The sequence below is a fragment of the Micromonospora sp. NPDC004540 genome, from assembly GCF_040610095.1.
GTDB lineage: Bacteria > Actinomycetota > Actinomycetes > Mycobacteriales > Micromonosporaceae > Micromonospora.
Genome location: NZ_JBEXLR010000131.1, coordinates 1 through 15307 on the forward strand (window position 1 = coordinate 1; position 15307 = coordinate 15307).

The 15307-nt window shown below is 73.4% G+C and carries 13 protein-coding genes; all 13 read left to right on the forward strand.

Annotated elements, in window-relative coordinates; translation table 11 throughout:
• Window positions 1-1779, forward strand: a 1779-nt coding sequence (locus ABZV78_RS28905; protein WP_355643612.1) for a penicillin-binding protein 2, incomplete at its 5' end; no start/stop codon positions are given.
• 52 nt (window positions 1780-1831) lie between these two features.
• The gene (locus tag ABZV78_RS28910; protein ID WP_355643613.1) at window positions 1832-3394 is read left to right on the forward strand and encodes a UDP-N-acetylmuramoyl-L-alanyl-D-glutamate--2,6-diaminopimelate ligase; all 1563 of its coding nucleotides are present in this window, start codon (window positions 1832-1834) and stop codon (window positions 3392-3394) included.
• Window positions 3391-4788 (forward strand): UDP-N-acetylmuramoyl-tripeptide--D-alanyl-D-alanine ligase, encoded by a 1398-nt coding sequence (murF, locus tag ABZV78_RS28915; RefSeq protein WP_355643615.1) that lies wholly within the window; start codon window positions 3391-3393, stop codon window positions 4786-4788. Before ABZV78_RS28910 ends, murF begins: the two co-directional genes overlap by 4 nt.
• Complete coding sequence (mraY, locus tag ABZV78_RS28920; RefSeq protein WP_355643616.1) at window positions 4785-5909, forward strand: phospho-N-acetylmuramoyl-pentapeptide-transferase; 1125 nt, start codon at window positions 4785-4787, stop codon at window positions 5907-5909. Before murF ends, mraY begins: the two co-directional genes overlap by 4 nt.
• 242 nt (window positions 5910-6151) lie before the next feature.
• On the forward strand, window positions 6152-7558 hold the full coding sequence (locus ABZV78_RS28925) for a putative peptidoglycan glycosyltransferase FtsW (RefSeq protein ID WP_355643632.1): 1407 nt from the start codon (window positions 6152-6154) through the stop codon (window positions 7556-7558).
• Window positions 7558-8664 (forward strand): undecaprenyldiphospho-muramoylpentapeptide beta-N-acetylglucosaminyltransferase, encoded by a 1107-nt coding sequence (gene murG, locus ABZV78_RS28930; RefSeq protein WP_355643618.1) that lies wholly within the window; start codon window positions 7558-7560, stop codon window positions 8662-8664. The genes ABZV78_RS28925 and murG overlap by 1 nt, the downstream gene beginning before the upstream one ends.
• 31 nt (window positions 8665-8695) lie before the next feature.
• Complete coding sequence (gene murC / locus ABZV78_RS28935; protein WP_355643620.1) at window positions 8696-10177, forward strand: UDP-N-acetylmuramate--L-alanine ligase; 1482 nt, start codon at window positions 8696-8698, stop codon at window positions 10175-10177.
• Entirely contained in the window at window positions 10174-10992 is an 819-nt protein-coding gene (locus ABZV78_RS28940; RefSeq protein ID WP_355643622.1) for an FtsQ-type POTRA domain-containing protein, read from the forward strand. Before murC ends, ABZV78_RS28940 begins: the two co-directional genes overlap by 4 nt.
• 237 nt (window positions 10993-11229) lie before the next feature.
• Window positions 11230-12345, forward strand: a complete 1116-nt coding sequence (ftsZ, locus tag ABZV78_RS28945; protein ID WP_355643624.1) for a cell division protein FtsZ — start codon at window positions 11230-11232, stop codon at window positions 12343-12345.
• 9 nt (window positions 12346-12354) lie between these two features.
• Window positions 12355-13101, forward strand: coding sequence for a YggS family pyridoxal phosphate-dependent enzyme (locus ABZV78_RS28950; protein WP_355643626.1), 747 nt, complete (start codon window positions 12355-12357; stop codon window positions 13099-13101).
• 196 nt (window positions 13102-13297) lie between these two features.
• A complete protein-coding gene (gene sepF / locus ABZV78_RS28955) occupies window positions 13298-13993 on the forward strand; it encodes a cell division protein SepF (protein WP_355643628.1) in 696 nt (231 codons plus the stop codon).
• Between the two features lie 28 nt (window positions 13994-14021).
• Window positions 14022-14327: a YggT family protein gene (locus ABZV78_RS28960; protein ID WP_091268049.1), complete on the forward strand. Its 306-nt coding sequence runs from the start codon at window positions 14022-14024 to the stop codon at window positions 14325-14327.
• Window positions 14328-14368: 41 nt separating this feature from the next.
• Window positions 14369-15172, forward strand: coding sequence for a DivIVA domain-containing protein (locus ABZV78_RS28965; RefSeq protein ID WP_355643630.1), 804 nt, complete (start codon window positions 14369-14371; stop codon window positions 15170-15172).
• The last annotated feature ends 135 nt before the right edge of the window (window positions 15173-15307 follow it).

Here is a 15307-nt window from a genome sequence, read left to right on the forward strand (position 1 = left end):
CCGGTCCGCAAGCCGCGCCGGCCGCCGAAGCTCGCCGACCCGCGCCGCCGGCTGCGCCTCGGCACCCTGCTCGTGCTGGCGCTCTTCACCACCATCGGCATCCGGCTGGTCTTCCTCCAGACCGTCAGCACCCCGGCGTACGCCGACGGCGGGCTCGCGGACCGGGTCGCCGTGGTCGAGCTGCCGGCCCCGCGCGGATCCATCTACGACCGCACCGGCGAGCCGCTGGCGCACAGCGTCGAGGCGCGGTACGTCTACGCCGACCCGACGCTGGTCAAGGACCGGTTCGCCACCGCGCGGCTGCTCTCCCCGCTGCTCGGGATGCCCGCCTCCGAGTTGGCCGACAAGATGAAGGAGCGCACCCTCCCGGGCACCACCACGAAGTCCCGATTCGCCTACCTGGCCCGCGGTGTCGATATCGACCGGGCCAAGCAGATCATGGCGCTCGACCTGGCCGGCATCAACGTGCACCGGGACGAGCGGCGCGAGGTGCCCGGCGGCGACCTGGCGGCCAACCTGATCGGCTTCGTCAGCCAGGACATGAACGGTCTTGAGGGCCTGGAGATGAAGTACGACGACCTGCTGGAGGGGCAGCCCGGCAAGAAGACCTACGAGGTGGGCCAGGGCGACCTGGCCGCACCCATCCCGGGCGGCTACAGCCAGACCACCCAGCCGAAGCCGGGCAGCTCGCTGTCGCTGACCATCGACCGGGACCTCCAGTTCATGACGCAGCGGATCCTGTCGGACCAGATGGCCCAGACCAGGGGCAGCGTCGGGGCCGCCGTGATCATCGACGTGCCCACCGGCGAGGTGCTGGCCCAGGCCAGCCAGCCGACGTACGACGCGGCCGACCCGGGGGAGAGCACGCCCACCGACCGGGAGGACGCGGCCACCAGCTTCATCGTCGACCCGGGCTCGATCCACAAGGCGATCACCTACGGCGCAGCGCTCCAGGAGGGCGTGATCACCCCGGACACCGCCTTCCCGGTGGCCAACACGATCCAGAAGGGCGACACCACCTTCCGGGACACCCACCCGGCAGACGGGCGCACCATGAGCATCCCGGGGATGCTCGCCTTCTCCTCCAACGTCGGCACCATCGAGATCGCCGACAAGCTCGGCCGGGACCGGCTGATCGACTACCAGAAGCGGTTCGGGCTGGGCCAGCCCACCGGTGAGGGCATGCCGGGGGAGGCCAGCGGTCGGCTGCTCCCCGCCGACCAGTGGAGCGACTCGTCCGACGGGTCGGTGCCGATCGGGCACAGCGTGGACGCCACCCCGTTGCAGATGGCCGCCGCGTACGCCGCCATCGCCAACAACGGCACGTACGTCCAGCCGCACCTGATCAAGAACGTGATCGGGCCGGACGGGAAGAAGACGCCCGGCGCCACCCCGGTCACCCGGTCGGTGCTCAGCCCGGCCAATGCGGCCGCGCTGCGCCGGATGCTGGAGGCGGTCACCACGGTCGACGGCCCGGACGGGCAGGCCACCGGCCTGGCCGCCGCGGTGCCCGGCTACCGGGTGGCCGGCAAGACCGGTACCGGCCTGCGCTACGACAACGGCAAGCTCCAGCCCGGCGAGGTCGGCTCGTTCATCGGGATGGCCCCGGCGGAGAAGCCGCGGTACGTGGTGGCGGTCTTCGTCTGGAGCCCGGGCGGCGAGGGCGGCCGGGTGGCCGCGCCGGCCTTCCGGGAGATGATGGGCTTCACTCTCCGGCACTACCGGGTGCCGCCCTCGGCGACCAACAAGTCCCCGAAGTTCGAGGTCTTCCCGCACTGAGCCAGGAGGGCGGGACATCATCGGTGAGTGGCGACGAACCACCGGGGCGGCTGTGCGGTCGGACCCCGACGACCGGGTAGGGTCTGACGCCGTGTCCGGCAATCCACGTCCCGCCACCGTGAATCCCGTCCGGCTCGGCGACCTCGCCGCCCGGCTGGCCGTAGCGCCACCGGAGGGGGCCGCCGAGGTCGCCGTCACCGGGGTGACCCACGCCAGCCAGGAGGTGCGCCCCGGCGACCTGTACGCGGCCCTGCCCGGGGCCCGCCGGCACGGCGCGGAGTTCGCCGCCGCCGCGGCCGGGGCGTGCGCGGTGGCCCTGCTGACCGACCCGGCCGGCGTCGCGCTGGCCGCCGGGGCGGGCCTGCCGGTGCTGGTCGTCGACGACCCCCGGGCGGTGCTCGGCGAGGTCGCCGCCACCGTCTACGGCGACCCGACCGCCGGACTGACCATGATCGGGGTGACCGGCACCGCCGGCAAGACCTCCACGAGCTACCTGATCGAGTCCGGGCTGCGCGCCGCCGGGCACACCACCGGCCTGATCGGCACGGTGGAGACCCGGCTCGGCGACCTGGTGATCGACAGCGTCCGGACCACCCCGGAGGCGACCGACCTGCACGCCATGCTCGCGGTGGCCCGCGAGCGCGGGGTGGACACCGTGGTCATGGAGGTGTCCAGCCACGCGCTGGCCATGGGCCGGGTCGGCGGGGTCCGGTTCGACGTCGGCGGCTACACCAACTTCGGCTCCGACCACCTGGACTTCCACGCCGACGAGGCGGACTACTTCGCCGCCAAGGCGAAGCTCTTCGACGGGCGCTGCCGGGTCGAGGTGCTCAACCACGACGACGCGGCGCTGCTGCCGCTGCGCAAACCGGCGACCGTGACCTACTCGGCGGCCGGCGACCCGACCGCCACCTGGTGGGCCGACGGGATCGGCGGCGAGGGCTACGCGCAGCGCTTCACCGTGCACGGCCCGGACGGTCTGACCCTGCCCACGCAGGTGGCGCTGCCCGGCCGGCACAACGTGGCCAACGCGCTGCTGGCCGTCGCGACCCTGGTGGCCGCCGGGGTCGACCCGGCCACCGCGGCCCGGGGGGTGGCCGCCTGCGGCGGGGTGCCCGGCCGGCTGGAACTGGTGAGCGGCGACGCCCCGGTGCGTGGGGTGGTCGACTACGCGCACAAGGCGAACGCCATCGAGGCGGTCCTGGCGGCGCTGCGCGACCTGACCGACGGCCGGCTGATCTGCGTGCTGGGCGCCGGCGGCGACCGGGACCGGGGCAAGCGGCCGGTCATGGGCGCCACCGCCGCGCGGGGGGCCGACGTGGTGCTGGTGACCGACGACAACCCGCGCACCGAGGACCCGGCCGCGATCCGGGCCGAGGTGCTGGCCGGCGCGTACGCCGCGGGCACCGGCGCGCGGATCATCGAGGCGCCCGGCCGGCGGGTCGCGATCGAGGAGGCGGTCCGCGTGGCCGAACCGGGGGACATCGTGGCGCTGCTGGGCAAGGGCCAGGAACGCGGCCAGGAGATCAACGGCGAGGTGCTGCCGTTCGACGACCGGGTGGAGCTGGCGGAGGCGCTGCGCGCCCGCTTCGGCGACCTGGTGGGCCAGCGATGATCCCCCTGACCCTGGCCGAGGTGGCCGCCGCGGTCGACGGCCGGCTGGTCGCCGCCGACCCGGACGCCCGGGTGACCGGCTCGGTGGAGTTCGACTCCCGCAAGGTCACCCCCGGCGGCCTCTTCGTCGCCTTCCCGGGAGAGAAGGTGGACGGCCACGACTACGCGGCCGGCGCGGTCTCCGCCGGCGCGGTGGCCGTGCTCGGCACCCGCGAGGTGCCCGGCGTGCCCATGGTGCTGGTGGGCGACGCGCTCGACGCGATGGGCCGGCTGGCCCGCGCGGTGGTCGACCGGCTGCCCGGGCTGACCGTGATCGGGCTGACCGGCTCCTCCGGCAAGACCACCACCAAGGACCTGATCGCCCAGCTCGCCGTCCGGCTCGGCCCGACCGTGGCGCCGCCCGGCTCGTTCAACAACGAGCTGGGGCACCCGTACACGGCGTTGCAGGCCGGGCCGGAGACCCGCTACCTGGTGATGGAGAAGGGCGCCCGCGGGGTGGGGCACGTCCGCTACCTGTGCGAGGTGGTGCCGCCGCGGATCTCGGTGGTGCTCAACGTCGGGGTGGCGCACCTCGGCGAGTTCGGCTCGGTGGAGACCATCGCGCTGGCCAAGGGGGAGCTGGTCGAGGCGCTGCCCGCCGACGGGCTCGCCGTGCTCAACGCCGACGACCCGCGGGTCGACGCCATGGCGGCGCGTACCGAGGCCCGGGTGGTCCGCTACGGCGAGTCCGAGCGGGCCGACGTGCGCGCCGTGGACGTGACGCTCGACGGGCGGGGCCGGCCGTCGTACACCCTGGTCACGCCGGAGGGGAGCGCGCCGGTGCGGCTCGGGCTGACCGGCCGGCACCAGGTGTCGAACTCGGTGGCCGCCGCGGCGGTGGCCCGCGAGCTGGGCCTGCCCCTGGCCGACCTGGCGGTGGCCCTGGGCGAGCTGGGCCTGGTCTCCACCCGCCGGATGGACGTCCTCGAACGCCCCGACGGGGTGACCTTGATCGACGACTCGTACAACGCCAATCCGGCCTCCACCGGCGTGGCGCTGCGGGCGCTGGCGAGCATGCGGGGTACGGGGCGTACCGTCGCGGTGCTCGGTTACATGGCCGAGTTGGGCGACTTCGAACGGGAGGGGCACCAGCAGGTCGGCCGGCTCGCGGCCGAACTGGGGGTAGACCGGCTGCTCGTGGTGGGCGAGCCGGCGGCGCCGATCCACGAAGGCGCGACAGCGGTAAGCAACTGGGGAGGAGAGTCGGTGCTGCTCACCGATCAGGCGGCGGCCGTCGAGGTGCTGCGGAGCGAGCTACGTCCGGGTGACGTGGTGCTGGTGAAGGGCTCCCGGTACCGCACCTGGGAGGTGGCCGACGCGCTGCGCGCGGACGCCGCGGAAGGTTCGGCCGCATGAGGGCGGTGATCGTCGCCATCGGGGTCGCCTTCCTGGTTTCGCTGTTCTGCACCCCGATCGCGATCAAGGTGTTCACCCGGCTCAAGGCCGGCCAGCCGATCCGGGCCGAGGGCCCGGCCATGCACCAGGGCAAGAAGGGCACGCCGACCATGGGCGGCGTGGTCTTCATCCTGGCCACGGTGATCGCGTACGTGGCCGGGCACCTGGCCCTGACCACCCTGCCCGACGCCCAGATCGCCCAGGTCGAGCCGACCATCACGGCGCTGGTGCTGCTGGGGCTCATGGTGTTCTCCGGTGCGGTCGGCTTCATCGACGACTTCCTGAAGGTCCGCAAGCGGCACAGCGGCGGCCTGAACAAGCGCGGCAAGCTGGCCGGCCAGATCCTGGTCGGCGCGATCTTCGGCGTGGTGGCGCTCTACTTCCCGAGCAGCATGACCGACGTCCGGGGAAACGCGACCAACACCGAGACCGTCGGCAGCACCATGCTGAGCTTCATCCGGGACATCCCGGCCCTGGAGATCGGCAAGATCGGCGCGGTGATCGTCATCATCCTGGTGGTGATGGCGGCGACCAACGGGGTGAACCTCACCGACGGCCTGGACGGCCTGGCCACCGGCGCCTCGGTGATGGTCCTCGCCGCGTACGCGCTGATCGCCTTCTGGCAGTACCGGCACTGGTGCGCCGACCCGAACTACACCGAGGCGTACTGCTACACCGTCCGGGACCCGCTGGAGATCGCGTTGATCGCCGGCGCGGCGGCCGGGGCCTGCGTCGGCTTCCTCTGGTGGAACACCTCGCCGGCCCGGATCTTCATGGGCGACACCGGGGCGCTCGGCCTTGGCGGCCTGATCGCCGGCATGGCGATGTCCACCCGGACCATCCTGCTGCTGCCGATCATCGGCGGCCTCTTCGTGATCATCACGATGTCCGTGGTGATCCAGATCATCTCGTTCCGGACCACCGGCAAGCGGGTGTTCCGGATGTCGCCGCTCCAGCACCACTTCGAGCTGGCCGGCTGGAGCGAGGTCAACATCGTGGTCCGGTTCTGGATCATCGCCGGCATCGGGGTGGCCATCGCGCTGGGCCTGTTCTACAGCGAGTTCCTCGCCGCGGTGAGCTGACCCCGCTGCCGCTGCGTCACGGCGGGATCCCTGGGCGTTACCAGGGGTCCCGCCGTTTCGCGTTCCGACACGCCGACCGGGCGGTTGCGCCACGGGCGGGCGGGTCGAGCCGCCATGATGGGCGGGTGGGGGAGGCAAAGGACACCGAGGGCACGACCGACACGCAGGCCCGACGGCCGCCCGCCGCGACCCGCCCGGCCGACCCGCCCGGGCCGTTGCTCGGGCTGGACGGGGCCGGCGGGCTGGCCGCGCTGCGTGGCCTGCTGGCCCGGCCGCTGGCCTCCTACTACCTGCTGCTCTCCAGCGCCGGCCTGCTGCTGCTGATCGGCCTGACCATGGTCTTCTCCGCCACCAGCGTGAAGGACTACGCCGAGGGCGGTGACGCGTCCGCCTCCCTGGTCAAGCAGACCATCTTCGCGGTGATCGGCATCGTGGCGTTCTGGGCGTGCCAGCGCCTCCCGGCGCGCACCTTCCGGACGCTGGGCCGGCCCGCGCTCGGCGTGGCCGTGGTGCTGCTGGTGCTGCTCAACATGCTGGTCGCGCTGGCGGCGCTGTTCCGGGTGAAGTCGGTGGGTCCGCTCCGGGCCGAGCTGCTCTGGCTCTACCTCGGCCCGATCTCGGTGCAGCCGGTCGAGGTGGCCAAGTTCGCCCTCGTGCTGTGGGGCGCGCACGTGCTGGCCCGCAAGGGCGCCGCGCTCGGCTGGTGGAAGGAGCTGGCCACCCCGCTCTTCCCGGTGGTCGGCCTGCTCTTCGTGCTGGTCGGCTACAACGACCTGGGCAGCATGCTCTGCCTGCTCGCGCTGGTGATCGGCCTGCTCTGGGCGGCCGGGGTGCGGCTGCAGGTCTTCGCCGCCCTCTCCGCGGTCGGCCTGGCCGGCGTGGGCCTGCTGGTCGCGGTGGCCTCGCTCGGCGCCGGCTCCGGCGAGCGGGGCGCGGAGAACTACCGGCTGGCCCGGCTCACCATGTTCCTCAACCAGTCCGACCCGGCCAAGTGCTTCGAGGACCAGTGCTACCAGCTCGTGCAGGCCCGCAACGCCATCGAGCACGGCGGCTGGTTCGGCGTCGGGCTGGGCAAGAGCAGTTTCAAGTTCGGCTGGCTGCCCGAGGCGCACAACGACTTCATCTTCGCCATCATCGCCGAGGAGCTCGGCGTGGTCGGCTGCGCCGTGGTCCTGGTGCTCTTCGCCGTGCTGGCGTACACCGGGCTGCGGATCGCCCGCCGGGTGGAGGACCCGTTCCGCCGGCTCGCCGCCGCCGGGGTCACCGCCTGGCTGGTCGGCCAGGCCGTGATCAACATCGGCGGGGTCACCGGGCTGCTGCCGCTCACCGGCGTACCCCTGCCGTTCATCTCCGACGGCGGCAGCGCTCTGGTGGTGACCCTGGCCGCGGTCGGGATGCTCGCCTCCTTCGCCCGCGCCGAGCCCGACGCGGCCCGAGCCCTGCATGCCCGTCCGCCGGCCCGGTGGGTCCGACTAGTGTGGGCCCCGTTGCCGCCGCTTCCCGGCCGGCGCCGCCGACCGGCGTCGCCGCCGGCGGACCGAGGGTCCGTGCCCCGGTCCCGCCCGCGGCGGCAGGACGACCAGGCCGCGGCCCGCGGCGCCCGGTCCGACCGGGCACGCGCCGGCACGGCGAGCGAGAGGAGACGCTGATGGGTCCGCTGCGTTCGGTGGTGCTCTGCGGAGGAGGCACGGGTGGGCACATCTACCCGTTGCTGGCCTTCGCCGACTGCCTGCGCCGACACGACCCGAGCGTCCGGATCACCTGCCTCGGCACACCCAAGGGGCTGGAGAACGAGCTGATCCCGCCGGCCGGGTACGACCTGCGCCAGATCCCGGCCTACCAGCTGCCGCGCTCGGTCAACATGAGCCTGGTGCGCACCCCGGACCGGATGTGGAAGGCGGCCCGCGCGGCGGGCAAGATCCTCGACGAGGTACGGGCCGACGTCGTGATCGGCTTCGGCGGCTACGTCTCGGTGCCCGGCTACCTGGCCGCGTGGCGGCGCGAACTGCCCATCGTCATCCACGAGGTGAACGTGCCGCCGGGCGTGGCCAACCGGCTCGGCATGAAGTTCACCAAGAACGTGGCGGTCGGCTTCCCGCACCAGCCGGCGCAGGCCGAGTCGCTGCGCGACGCCCGGGTGGTCGGGGTACCGCTGCGCCGGGGCATTGCCGGGCTGGACCGGAACGCCGTGCGCAACGCCGCCCGCGCCCACTTCGGCCTCCGCCCCGACCTTCCGGTGCTCTTCGTGGCCGGCGGCTCGCAGGGCGCCCGCTCGATCAACCTGGCGGTCTCCGGGGCGGCCAAGGAACTGGCCCGCAACGGCGTGCAGGTGCTGCACGTGATCGGCGCCCGCAACGAGCCGGTCTCCGTCCCCACCGACCTGCCGGTGCCGTACGTGACCCTGCCCTACCTGTCCGAGATGGAGCTGGGTTACGCGGCCGCCGACCTGATGCTGGGCCGCGGCGGCGCGATGACCTGCGCCGAGGTGGCCGCGATCGGGTTGCCCACCATCTACGTGCCCTACCCGCACAGCAACCAGGAGCAGAAGCGCAACGCGCTGCCCGTGGTGGAGGCCGGCGGCGGGCTGCTCGTCGACGACGCCGAGGTGACCCCGGCCTGGGTGGAGCGCACGGTGATCCCGCTGATCCGGGACCCGCAGCGGCTCGCCGCGATGGGCGCCGCCGCGGCCGCGTACGGCCGGCGCGACGGCGACGTGGCCCTGCTGAACTTCGTCTACGAGGCGGTGTCCCGCTGATGCGGGCCGCCGCGACCGGAAGGTACCTCGCATGAACACCGCGCAGTTCACCCCCGCCGGCACGATGACCGCGGAGGACCTGGGCCGGATCCACCTGATCGGGGTGGGCGGCGTCGGCATGAGCGGCCTGGCCCGGCTCTTCCTCACCCGGGGCCTGCCGGTCTCCGGCAGCGAGCTGCGGGAGTGGCCGTCCCTGGCCGGCCTGCGGGCGCTCGGCGGCACCATCCACATGAGCCACGAGGCGGCCAACCTCGACGGGGTGGACACGGTCGTCTACTCCTCGGCCATCCCGCAGGACCACCTGGAGATGGTCGAGGCACGCCGGCGCGGCCTGCGGGTGCTGCACCGCTCCGAGGCCCTCGCCGCCGCGATGACCGGCCGCCGGACCGTGGCGGTCGCCGGCACCCACGGCAAGACCACCACCACGTCGATGGTCACCATGGTGCTCCAGCAGGCCGGCGCCGACCCGTCCTTCGTGATCGGCGGCGAGATCTCCGAAGTCGGCTCCGGGGCGCACCACGGCACCGGCGAGCACTTCGTGGTCGAGGCGGACGAGAGCGACCGCTCGTTCCTCATCTACCGCCCGTACCTGTCGATCATCACGAACATCGAGGCGGACCACCTCAACACCTACGGCGACCTGGCCAACCTGGAGGCGACCTTCGCCGAGTTCGCCCGGCTCACCGACCCGGAGGGCTTCATCGTCACCTGCGCCGACGACCCGGGCGGCCGGCGGCTGGCCGAGACGCTGCGGGCCGAGGGGCGCCGGGTCTGGACCTACGGCGAGTCCGCCGACGCCGACCTGAAGCTCAGCGGGATGGCCTCCTCCGCGCAGGGGGTGCGCTACCTGGCCGAGATCGAGGGCCGGTCGCTGGGCGAGATCCGGCTCCCGGTGCCGGGGCGGCACATGGGGCTCAACAGCGCCGCCGCGGTGCTCGCCGCGTACCTGCTGGAGCTGCCGATCACGGCGGCGGAGGCCGCGCTCGGCGCGTTCCCCGGTGTGCGGCGGCGGTTCGAGCGCAAGGGCGTCGCGGACGGCGTGCTGGTCTACGACGAGTACGCCTACCACCCGACCTCGATGACGCTGGCCCTGCAGACTCTGCGCGAGGTGGCCGGCGAGGGCCGGCTGATCGTGGTCTTCCAGCCCTACCGGCTCTACCGCACCCGCGACCTCCAGGCGGAGATCGCCGCCGCCCTCGGCATCGCCGACGAGCTGGTGCTGCTGGAGGTCTTCGGCCCGGGCGAGCTGCGCCAGCCCGGCGAGGGCTCGGCCGCGCTGCTCGCGGTGGTGCCGCTGCCGGCGGAGCGGAAGGTCTTCGTCGAGGCGTGGGACGACGTGCCCGCCGAGGTGGCCCGCCGGGCCCGGCCGGGCGACGTGGTGGTGACCATGGGCGCGCCGCCGATCTCGCTGATGGGCGACCAGCTGCTCGACGCCCTGCTGGCCCGGACCGGCGACGCCGCGGCCATCGGCACCGGCGTCGACCCGGACGGCGCGGCGGCCGCGGCCGGATGAGCCCCGGCCCGGCCCGCGGCCGCACCCCCGGCCAGGACGGCGGGGCCGGCCGGCGCAACCCGGCCCGGCGGTGGCAGCTGGTCCGGGCCGGCGCGGACGCCGTACCGCCGTCCACCCGGCGCTTCATGGCCCGGGCCCGGCAGCGGCGGATGCGCGCGGCGCTGCCCTGGGCGGTCACCGTCGCCGTGCTGGCCGTCGCCGGGCTGGTCGCCTGGACCGTGCTGGGGACCGGCCTGTTCGGCGTCCGGGAGGTACGGGTGGTCGGCGCCGAGCTGGTCACCCCGGTCGAGGTACGCGACGCCGCCGCCGTGCCCGACGAGGCGCCGCTGGCCCGGGTGGACCTGGCCGCGACCGCCCGCCGGGTCGGCGCGCTCGCCCCGGTGGAGCGGGCCACGGTGGAGCGGGACTGGCCGGGCGCCCTGGTGATCCGGGTGGTGGAGCGGACCCCGGTGGCCGCGGTGCCGCAGGGCGACCGGTGGGCCGTCGTCGACCGCGCCGGCGTGGTCTTCCAGAACCTGGACCAGGCCCCCGGGGGGCTGCCCGTCGTCCGGGTCGGCAGGCCGGCGCCTGACGACCCGGGCACCCGCGCCGGGCTGGACGTGCTCTCCGCGCTCAGCCCGAAGCTGCGCGCCGAGCTGGTCGCGGTGGACGTGGCCGGGCTGGCCCGGATCACCCTGCTGCTGCGCGACGACCGGAAGGTGGTCTGGGGCGACGCGACCCGCAGCCCGGACAAGTCCAAGGTGGCGACCGCCCTGCTCGGTCGGAAGGCCGACACGATCGACGTCAGCGCCCCGGACGTGGTCACCTTCCAGTGATCCGCCGGTCGACGACGTGAGCCGGCCCGCTCCACGGGCGACACGCCGGAAAGGTCCTTGGCTCAGCGCGCGGCGGCGCATACGTTGCCCCGAAGAGATCAGTGGTTGACATCGCTCTAAGCCTCTAGTAGAGGGTGAGGGTTTCAGCCGTAGGAACAGCTGGGAAATGCTCCGCCGCTGGTCTGGCCAAGCCGTGTGGGGTCGGCCCATGCCAATCTCGAAGGGAAAGGACCGGAGATGACACCTCCGCACAACTACCTGGCGGTCATCAAGGTCGTCGGCATCGGTGGCGGTGGCGTGAACGCCGTCAACCGGATGATCGAGGTTGGGCTCAAGGGCGTCGAGTTCATCGCGATCAACACCGATGCGCAGGCGCTGCTGATGAGCGACGCCGACGTGAAGCTCGACGTCGGCCGGGAGTTGACCCGTGGGCTGGGCGCCGGCGCCAATCCGGACGTGGGCAAGAACGCCGCCGAGGACCACCGCGACGAGATCGAGGAGGTGCTCAAGGGCGCCGACATGGTCTTCGTGACCTGCGGCGAGGGCGGCGGCACCGGCACCGGCGGCGCGCCGGTGGTGGCCAACATCGCCCGCAAGCTCGGCGCGCTCACCATCGGTGTGGTCACCCGGCCGTTCTCCTTCGAGGGCAAGCGCCGCCAGGTGCAGGCCGAGGCGGGCATCGAGGAGCTGCGCAACCAGTGCGACACGCTCATCGTGATCCCGAACGACCGGCTGCTCGCGCTCGGCGACCGGAACATCTCCATGATGGACGCCTTCCGCACCGCGGACCAGGTGCTCCTCTCCGGTGTCCAGGGCATCACCGACCTGATCACCACGCCGGGCCTGATCAACCTGGACTTCGCCGACGTGAAGAGCGTGATGAGCGGCGCCGGCAGCGCGCTCATGGGCATCGGCAGCGCGCGCGGCGAGAACCGCGCTGTGGAGGCGGCCGAGGCGGCCATCTCCAGCCCGCTGCTGGAGCAGAGCATGGACGGTGCGCGGGGCGTGCTGCTCTCCATCGCCGGTGGCTCCGACCTGGGCCTGTTCGAGATCAACGACGCGGCGCAGCTGGTCACCGACGCGGCCCACCCGGAGGCCAACATCATCTTCGGCGCGGTCATCGACGACGCGCTCGGCGACGAGGTGCGGGTGACCGTGATCGCGGCGGGCTTCGACGGTGGCATGCCGGCGTACAAGGCGGCGGACGCGCCCCGCAAGAGCAACCAGAACCAGCCGGCGCCGGCGAATCCGCCAGTCGCGCCGCCGGCCACCGTGCCGGCCCCGCAGCAGTCGCCGCGCCGGGTGCTCTTCGACGACGTCGACGTCCCGGACTTCCTCAAGAACGGGTCCTGAGCCGCGCCGATGACCGACTCATCCACCACGGTGCGACCCGACCGTCGCGCCGAGCTGGCGGCCGGCCTCGCCCGGGTCCGGTCCCGCATCGCCGACGCCTGCGCGGCGGCCGGGCGGGCCCGGGGCGAGGTCACCCTGGTCGCGGTCACCAAGACGTATCCGGCCGCCGACGTGGTCGCGCTGGCCGGGCTCGGGGTGACCGACGTGGGGGAGAACCGCGACCAGGAGGCGGCCCCGAAGGCGGCCGAGGCGGCCGCCGCCGGGGCGACGCCGCGCTGGCACTTCATCGGCCAGCTGCAGCGCAACAAGGCCCGCTCGGTGGTCCGCTACGCCGACGTGGTCCAGTCGGTCGACAGCGTGCGGCTGGCGACCGCCCTGGACGGCGCCGCGGCCGCCGTCCGGGACCGGCCGCTGGACGTGCTCGTGCAGGTGAGCGTCGACGGTGATCCCGCCCGCGGTGGGGCGCTGCCGGACGCGGCCGACCCGGACCGGGGGCTCGGCGCGGTGGCCGCGGCGGTGGCCGGGGCCGGCGCGTTGCGACTCGCCGGCCTCATGGCGGTCGCTCCGCTCGGCTGGGAGCCGGACCGGGCGTTCGCCCGGCTGGCCGAGGTGGCGGCGCGGTTCCGCGCCGACCACCCCGGTGCCACGGTGCTGTCGGCGGGCATGAGCGGCGATCTGGAAATTGCGATCGGGTACGGCGCGACACATGTCCGCGTCGGCAGCGCGTTGCTCGGAATGCGCCCCACGCTGCGGTAGCCTGACCGCGAAGGAAGCAAATTACATCAGTGTTGTTCAGGAACGGCGTTCCCGTAGCCGGGGGCCGTGGCGAGCGGACCGCGAATCGCTCGCCAGGGGATTGCCGATCCGGTCCGGTGGGCATCGTTTGTCCACTCGTGATCAAGCGACACGGCAACGGGGGCGCGTGCCGCACGGCGGACGGAAGGGCGCGGGGATGGGTGCACTGCGCAAGGCGGGGGTCTGGCTCGGTCTCGTCGAGGAGGACGAGGAGCGGGCGTACGAGGACGGTGGCTACGACAAGGGTGGCTACCGCGAGTCGCGCTACCGGTCGAGCCGCTACTCGGAGGAGTTCGCCGACGACGAGGACGACGAGTCCGAGGAGCCGCCGGCGACCCGGGGGCGGGTCGGCGACCGCGGCCGGTTGACCGAGCGCGCGTCGAGCCGCGCCGTCGAGACCGACCGCGCCGAGGTGGAGCGGCCGGAGCGGACCGAGCGGTCCAGCGTCCGGTCGATCACCCGGTCCGGCGCGGGGGAGACCTCCGGCGCGCTGACCTACCACACCCGCGACAACCTCGCCCTGGCGCCGCAGGCCCAGCCGCGCGAGCGGGCGGTGGTGCCCGAGGACGAGCAGCGCTACCAGATCACCACCCTGCACCCGACCACCTACCGCGAGGCGCGCACCATCGGCGAGCACTTCCGTGACGGCGTGCCGGTGATCATCAACCTCACCGAGATGGACGAGGCGGACGCCCGCCGGCTGGTCGACTTCGCCGCCGGGCTCGCGTTCGGCCTGCGCGGTACGATCGAGCGCGTGACCAACCGGGTGTTCCTGCTCTCACCGGCCAACGTCCAGGTCACCGCGGAGGACAAGGCCAAGATCGCTGAGGGCGGCTTTTTCAGCCTGAGCTAGCCCGCACGACCGAGGGACGTCGCCTGCCGTGTTGTCGATCCTGTTCCAGGTGCTTTATCTGCTCCTGTATTTCTTCCTGCTTGTGCTCTTGGCCCGATTTGTCCTCGGCGCAGTTCTGGCTTATGGTCGCCGCTGGCAACCCGGCCGAGGAGCATCGGCGGGATTGGAAGTCGTGTGGAGCGTCACTGATCCGCCCCTGCGCGCGTTGAGGCGTGTGATCCCACCACTGCGAATTGGTACCGTGAGCATCGACCTGGCCTCCCTTGTGCTCCTGGTTATCCTGTTCGTGCTGATGGAGTTCGTGTTTAGGCGCCTGATCCTGGCCTTCGCCTGACCAGAGCGCTTTCGCGGCCGCAACTGACCCGAGGAGTTTCGATGCCGCTGACCCCGGCCGACGTCCACAACGTCGCCTTCAAAAAGCCGCCGATCGGCAAGCGGGGGTATGACGAGGAGGAGGTCGACGCCTTCCTGGACGAGGTCGAGCGCGAGCTGGCCCGTCTGATCGAGGAGAACAACGAGCTGCGCGCCCAGGTGGAGCGCGGCGGTCGGGGCGGCGCTCCCGCCGGCCCCGGCGGCGACGCCCGGCTCGCGGCGGAGCTCAACGACGTCAAGGCCCAGCTCGACCGGGTGCAGCGCGACAAGGCGGCCGCCGAGCAGGCGGCCCGGGCGATGCAGGCCGAGCTGGAGCAGGTCCGCGCGCAGGGTGGCCCGGCCGCCGCCGCGGACGGCGAGCAGCAGGCGCTGCGGGTGCTCATGATGGCCCAGCGCACCGCCGACGACCACGTCTCCGACGCCCGGCGCGAGGCCGACCAGCTGCTCTCCGAGGCCCGTTCCAAGGCCGAGGAGGTCACCCGCGAGGCCCGCGCCAAGGCCGACGCCCTGGAGCGGGACGCCCGCCAGCGGCACCAGGAGGCCATGGGCGGCCTGGACGCCAAGCGCACCGCGCTGCAGAAGCACATCGAGGAGCTCAAGCAGTTCGAGCGCGAGTACCGCACCCGCCTCAAGGCGTACCTGGAGAGCCAGCTGCGTGACCTCGACGGTCGCGGCCAGGGCCTGGAGGCGGAGATGACCCGCTCCGAGGGCAACCGTGCCACCGGCGGCAGCAACGGCCTCGCCACCGCCGGCCTCGCCGGCTCCTACGGCGGCGGCCGCGCGGGCTCGCTGGAGTCCGGCCGCTGATCCCCGCCGTCGGGGGGCGGGCCCGGGGCGGCCCCCCCCCCCCCCGGACCACACCACCCGGGCCGGGGGGTGGCGGGTTATGCGCCCCCAACCAGCTCAAAAACGTAGGCGTGGGGGGACTGGTTGGGGGGGTGG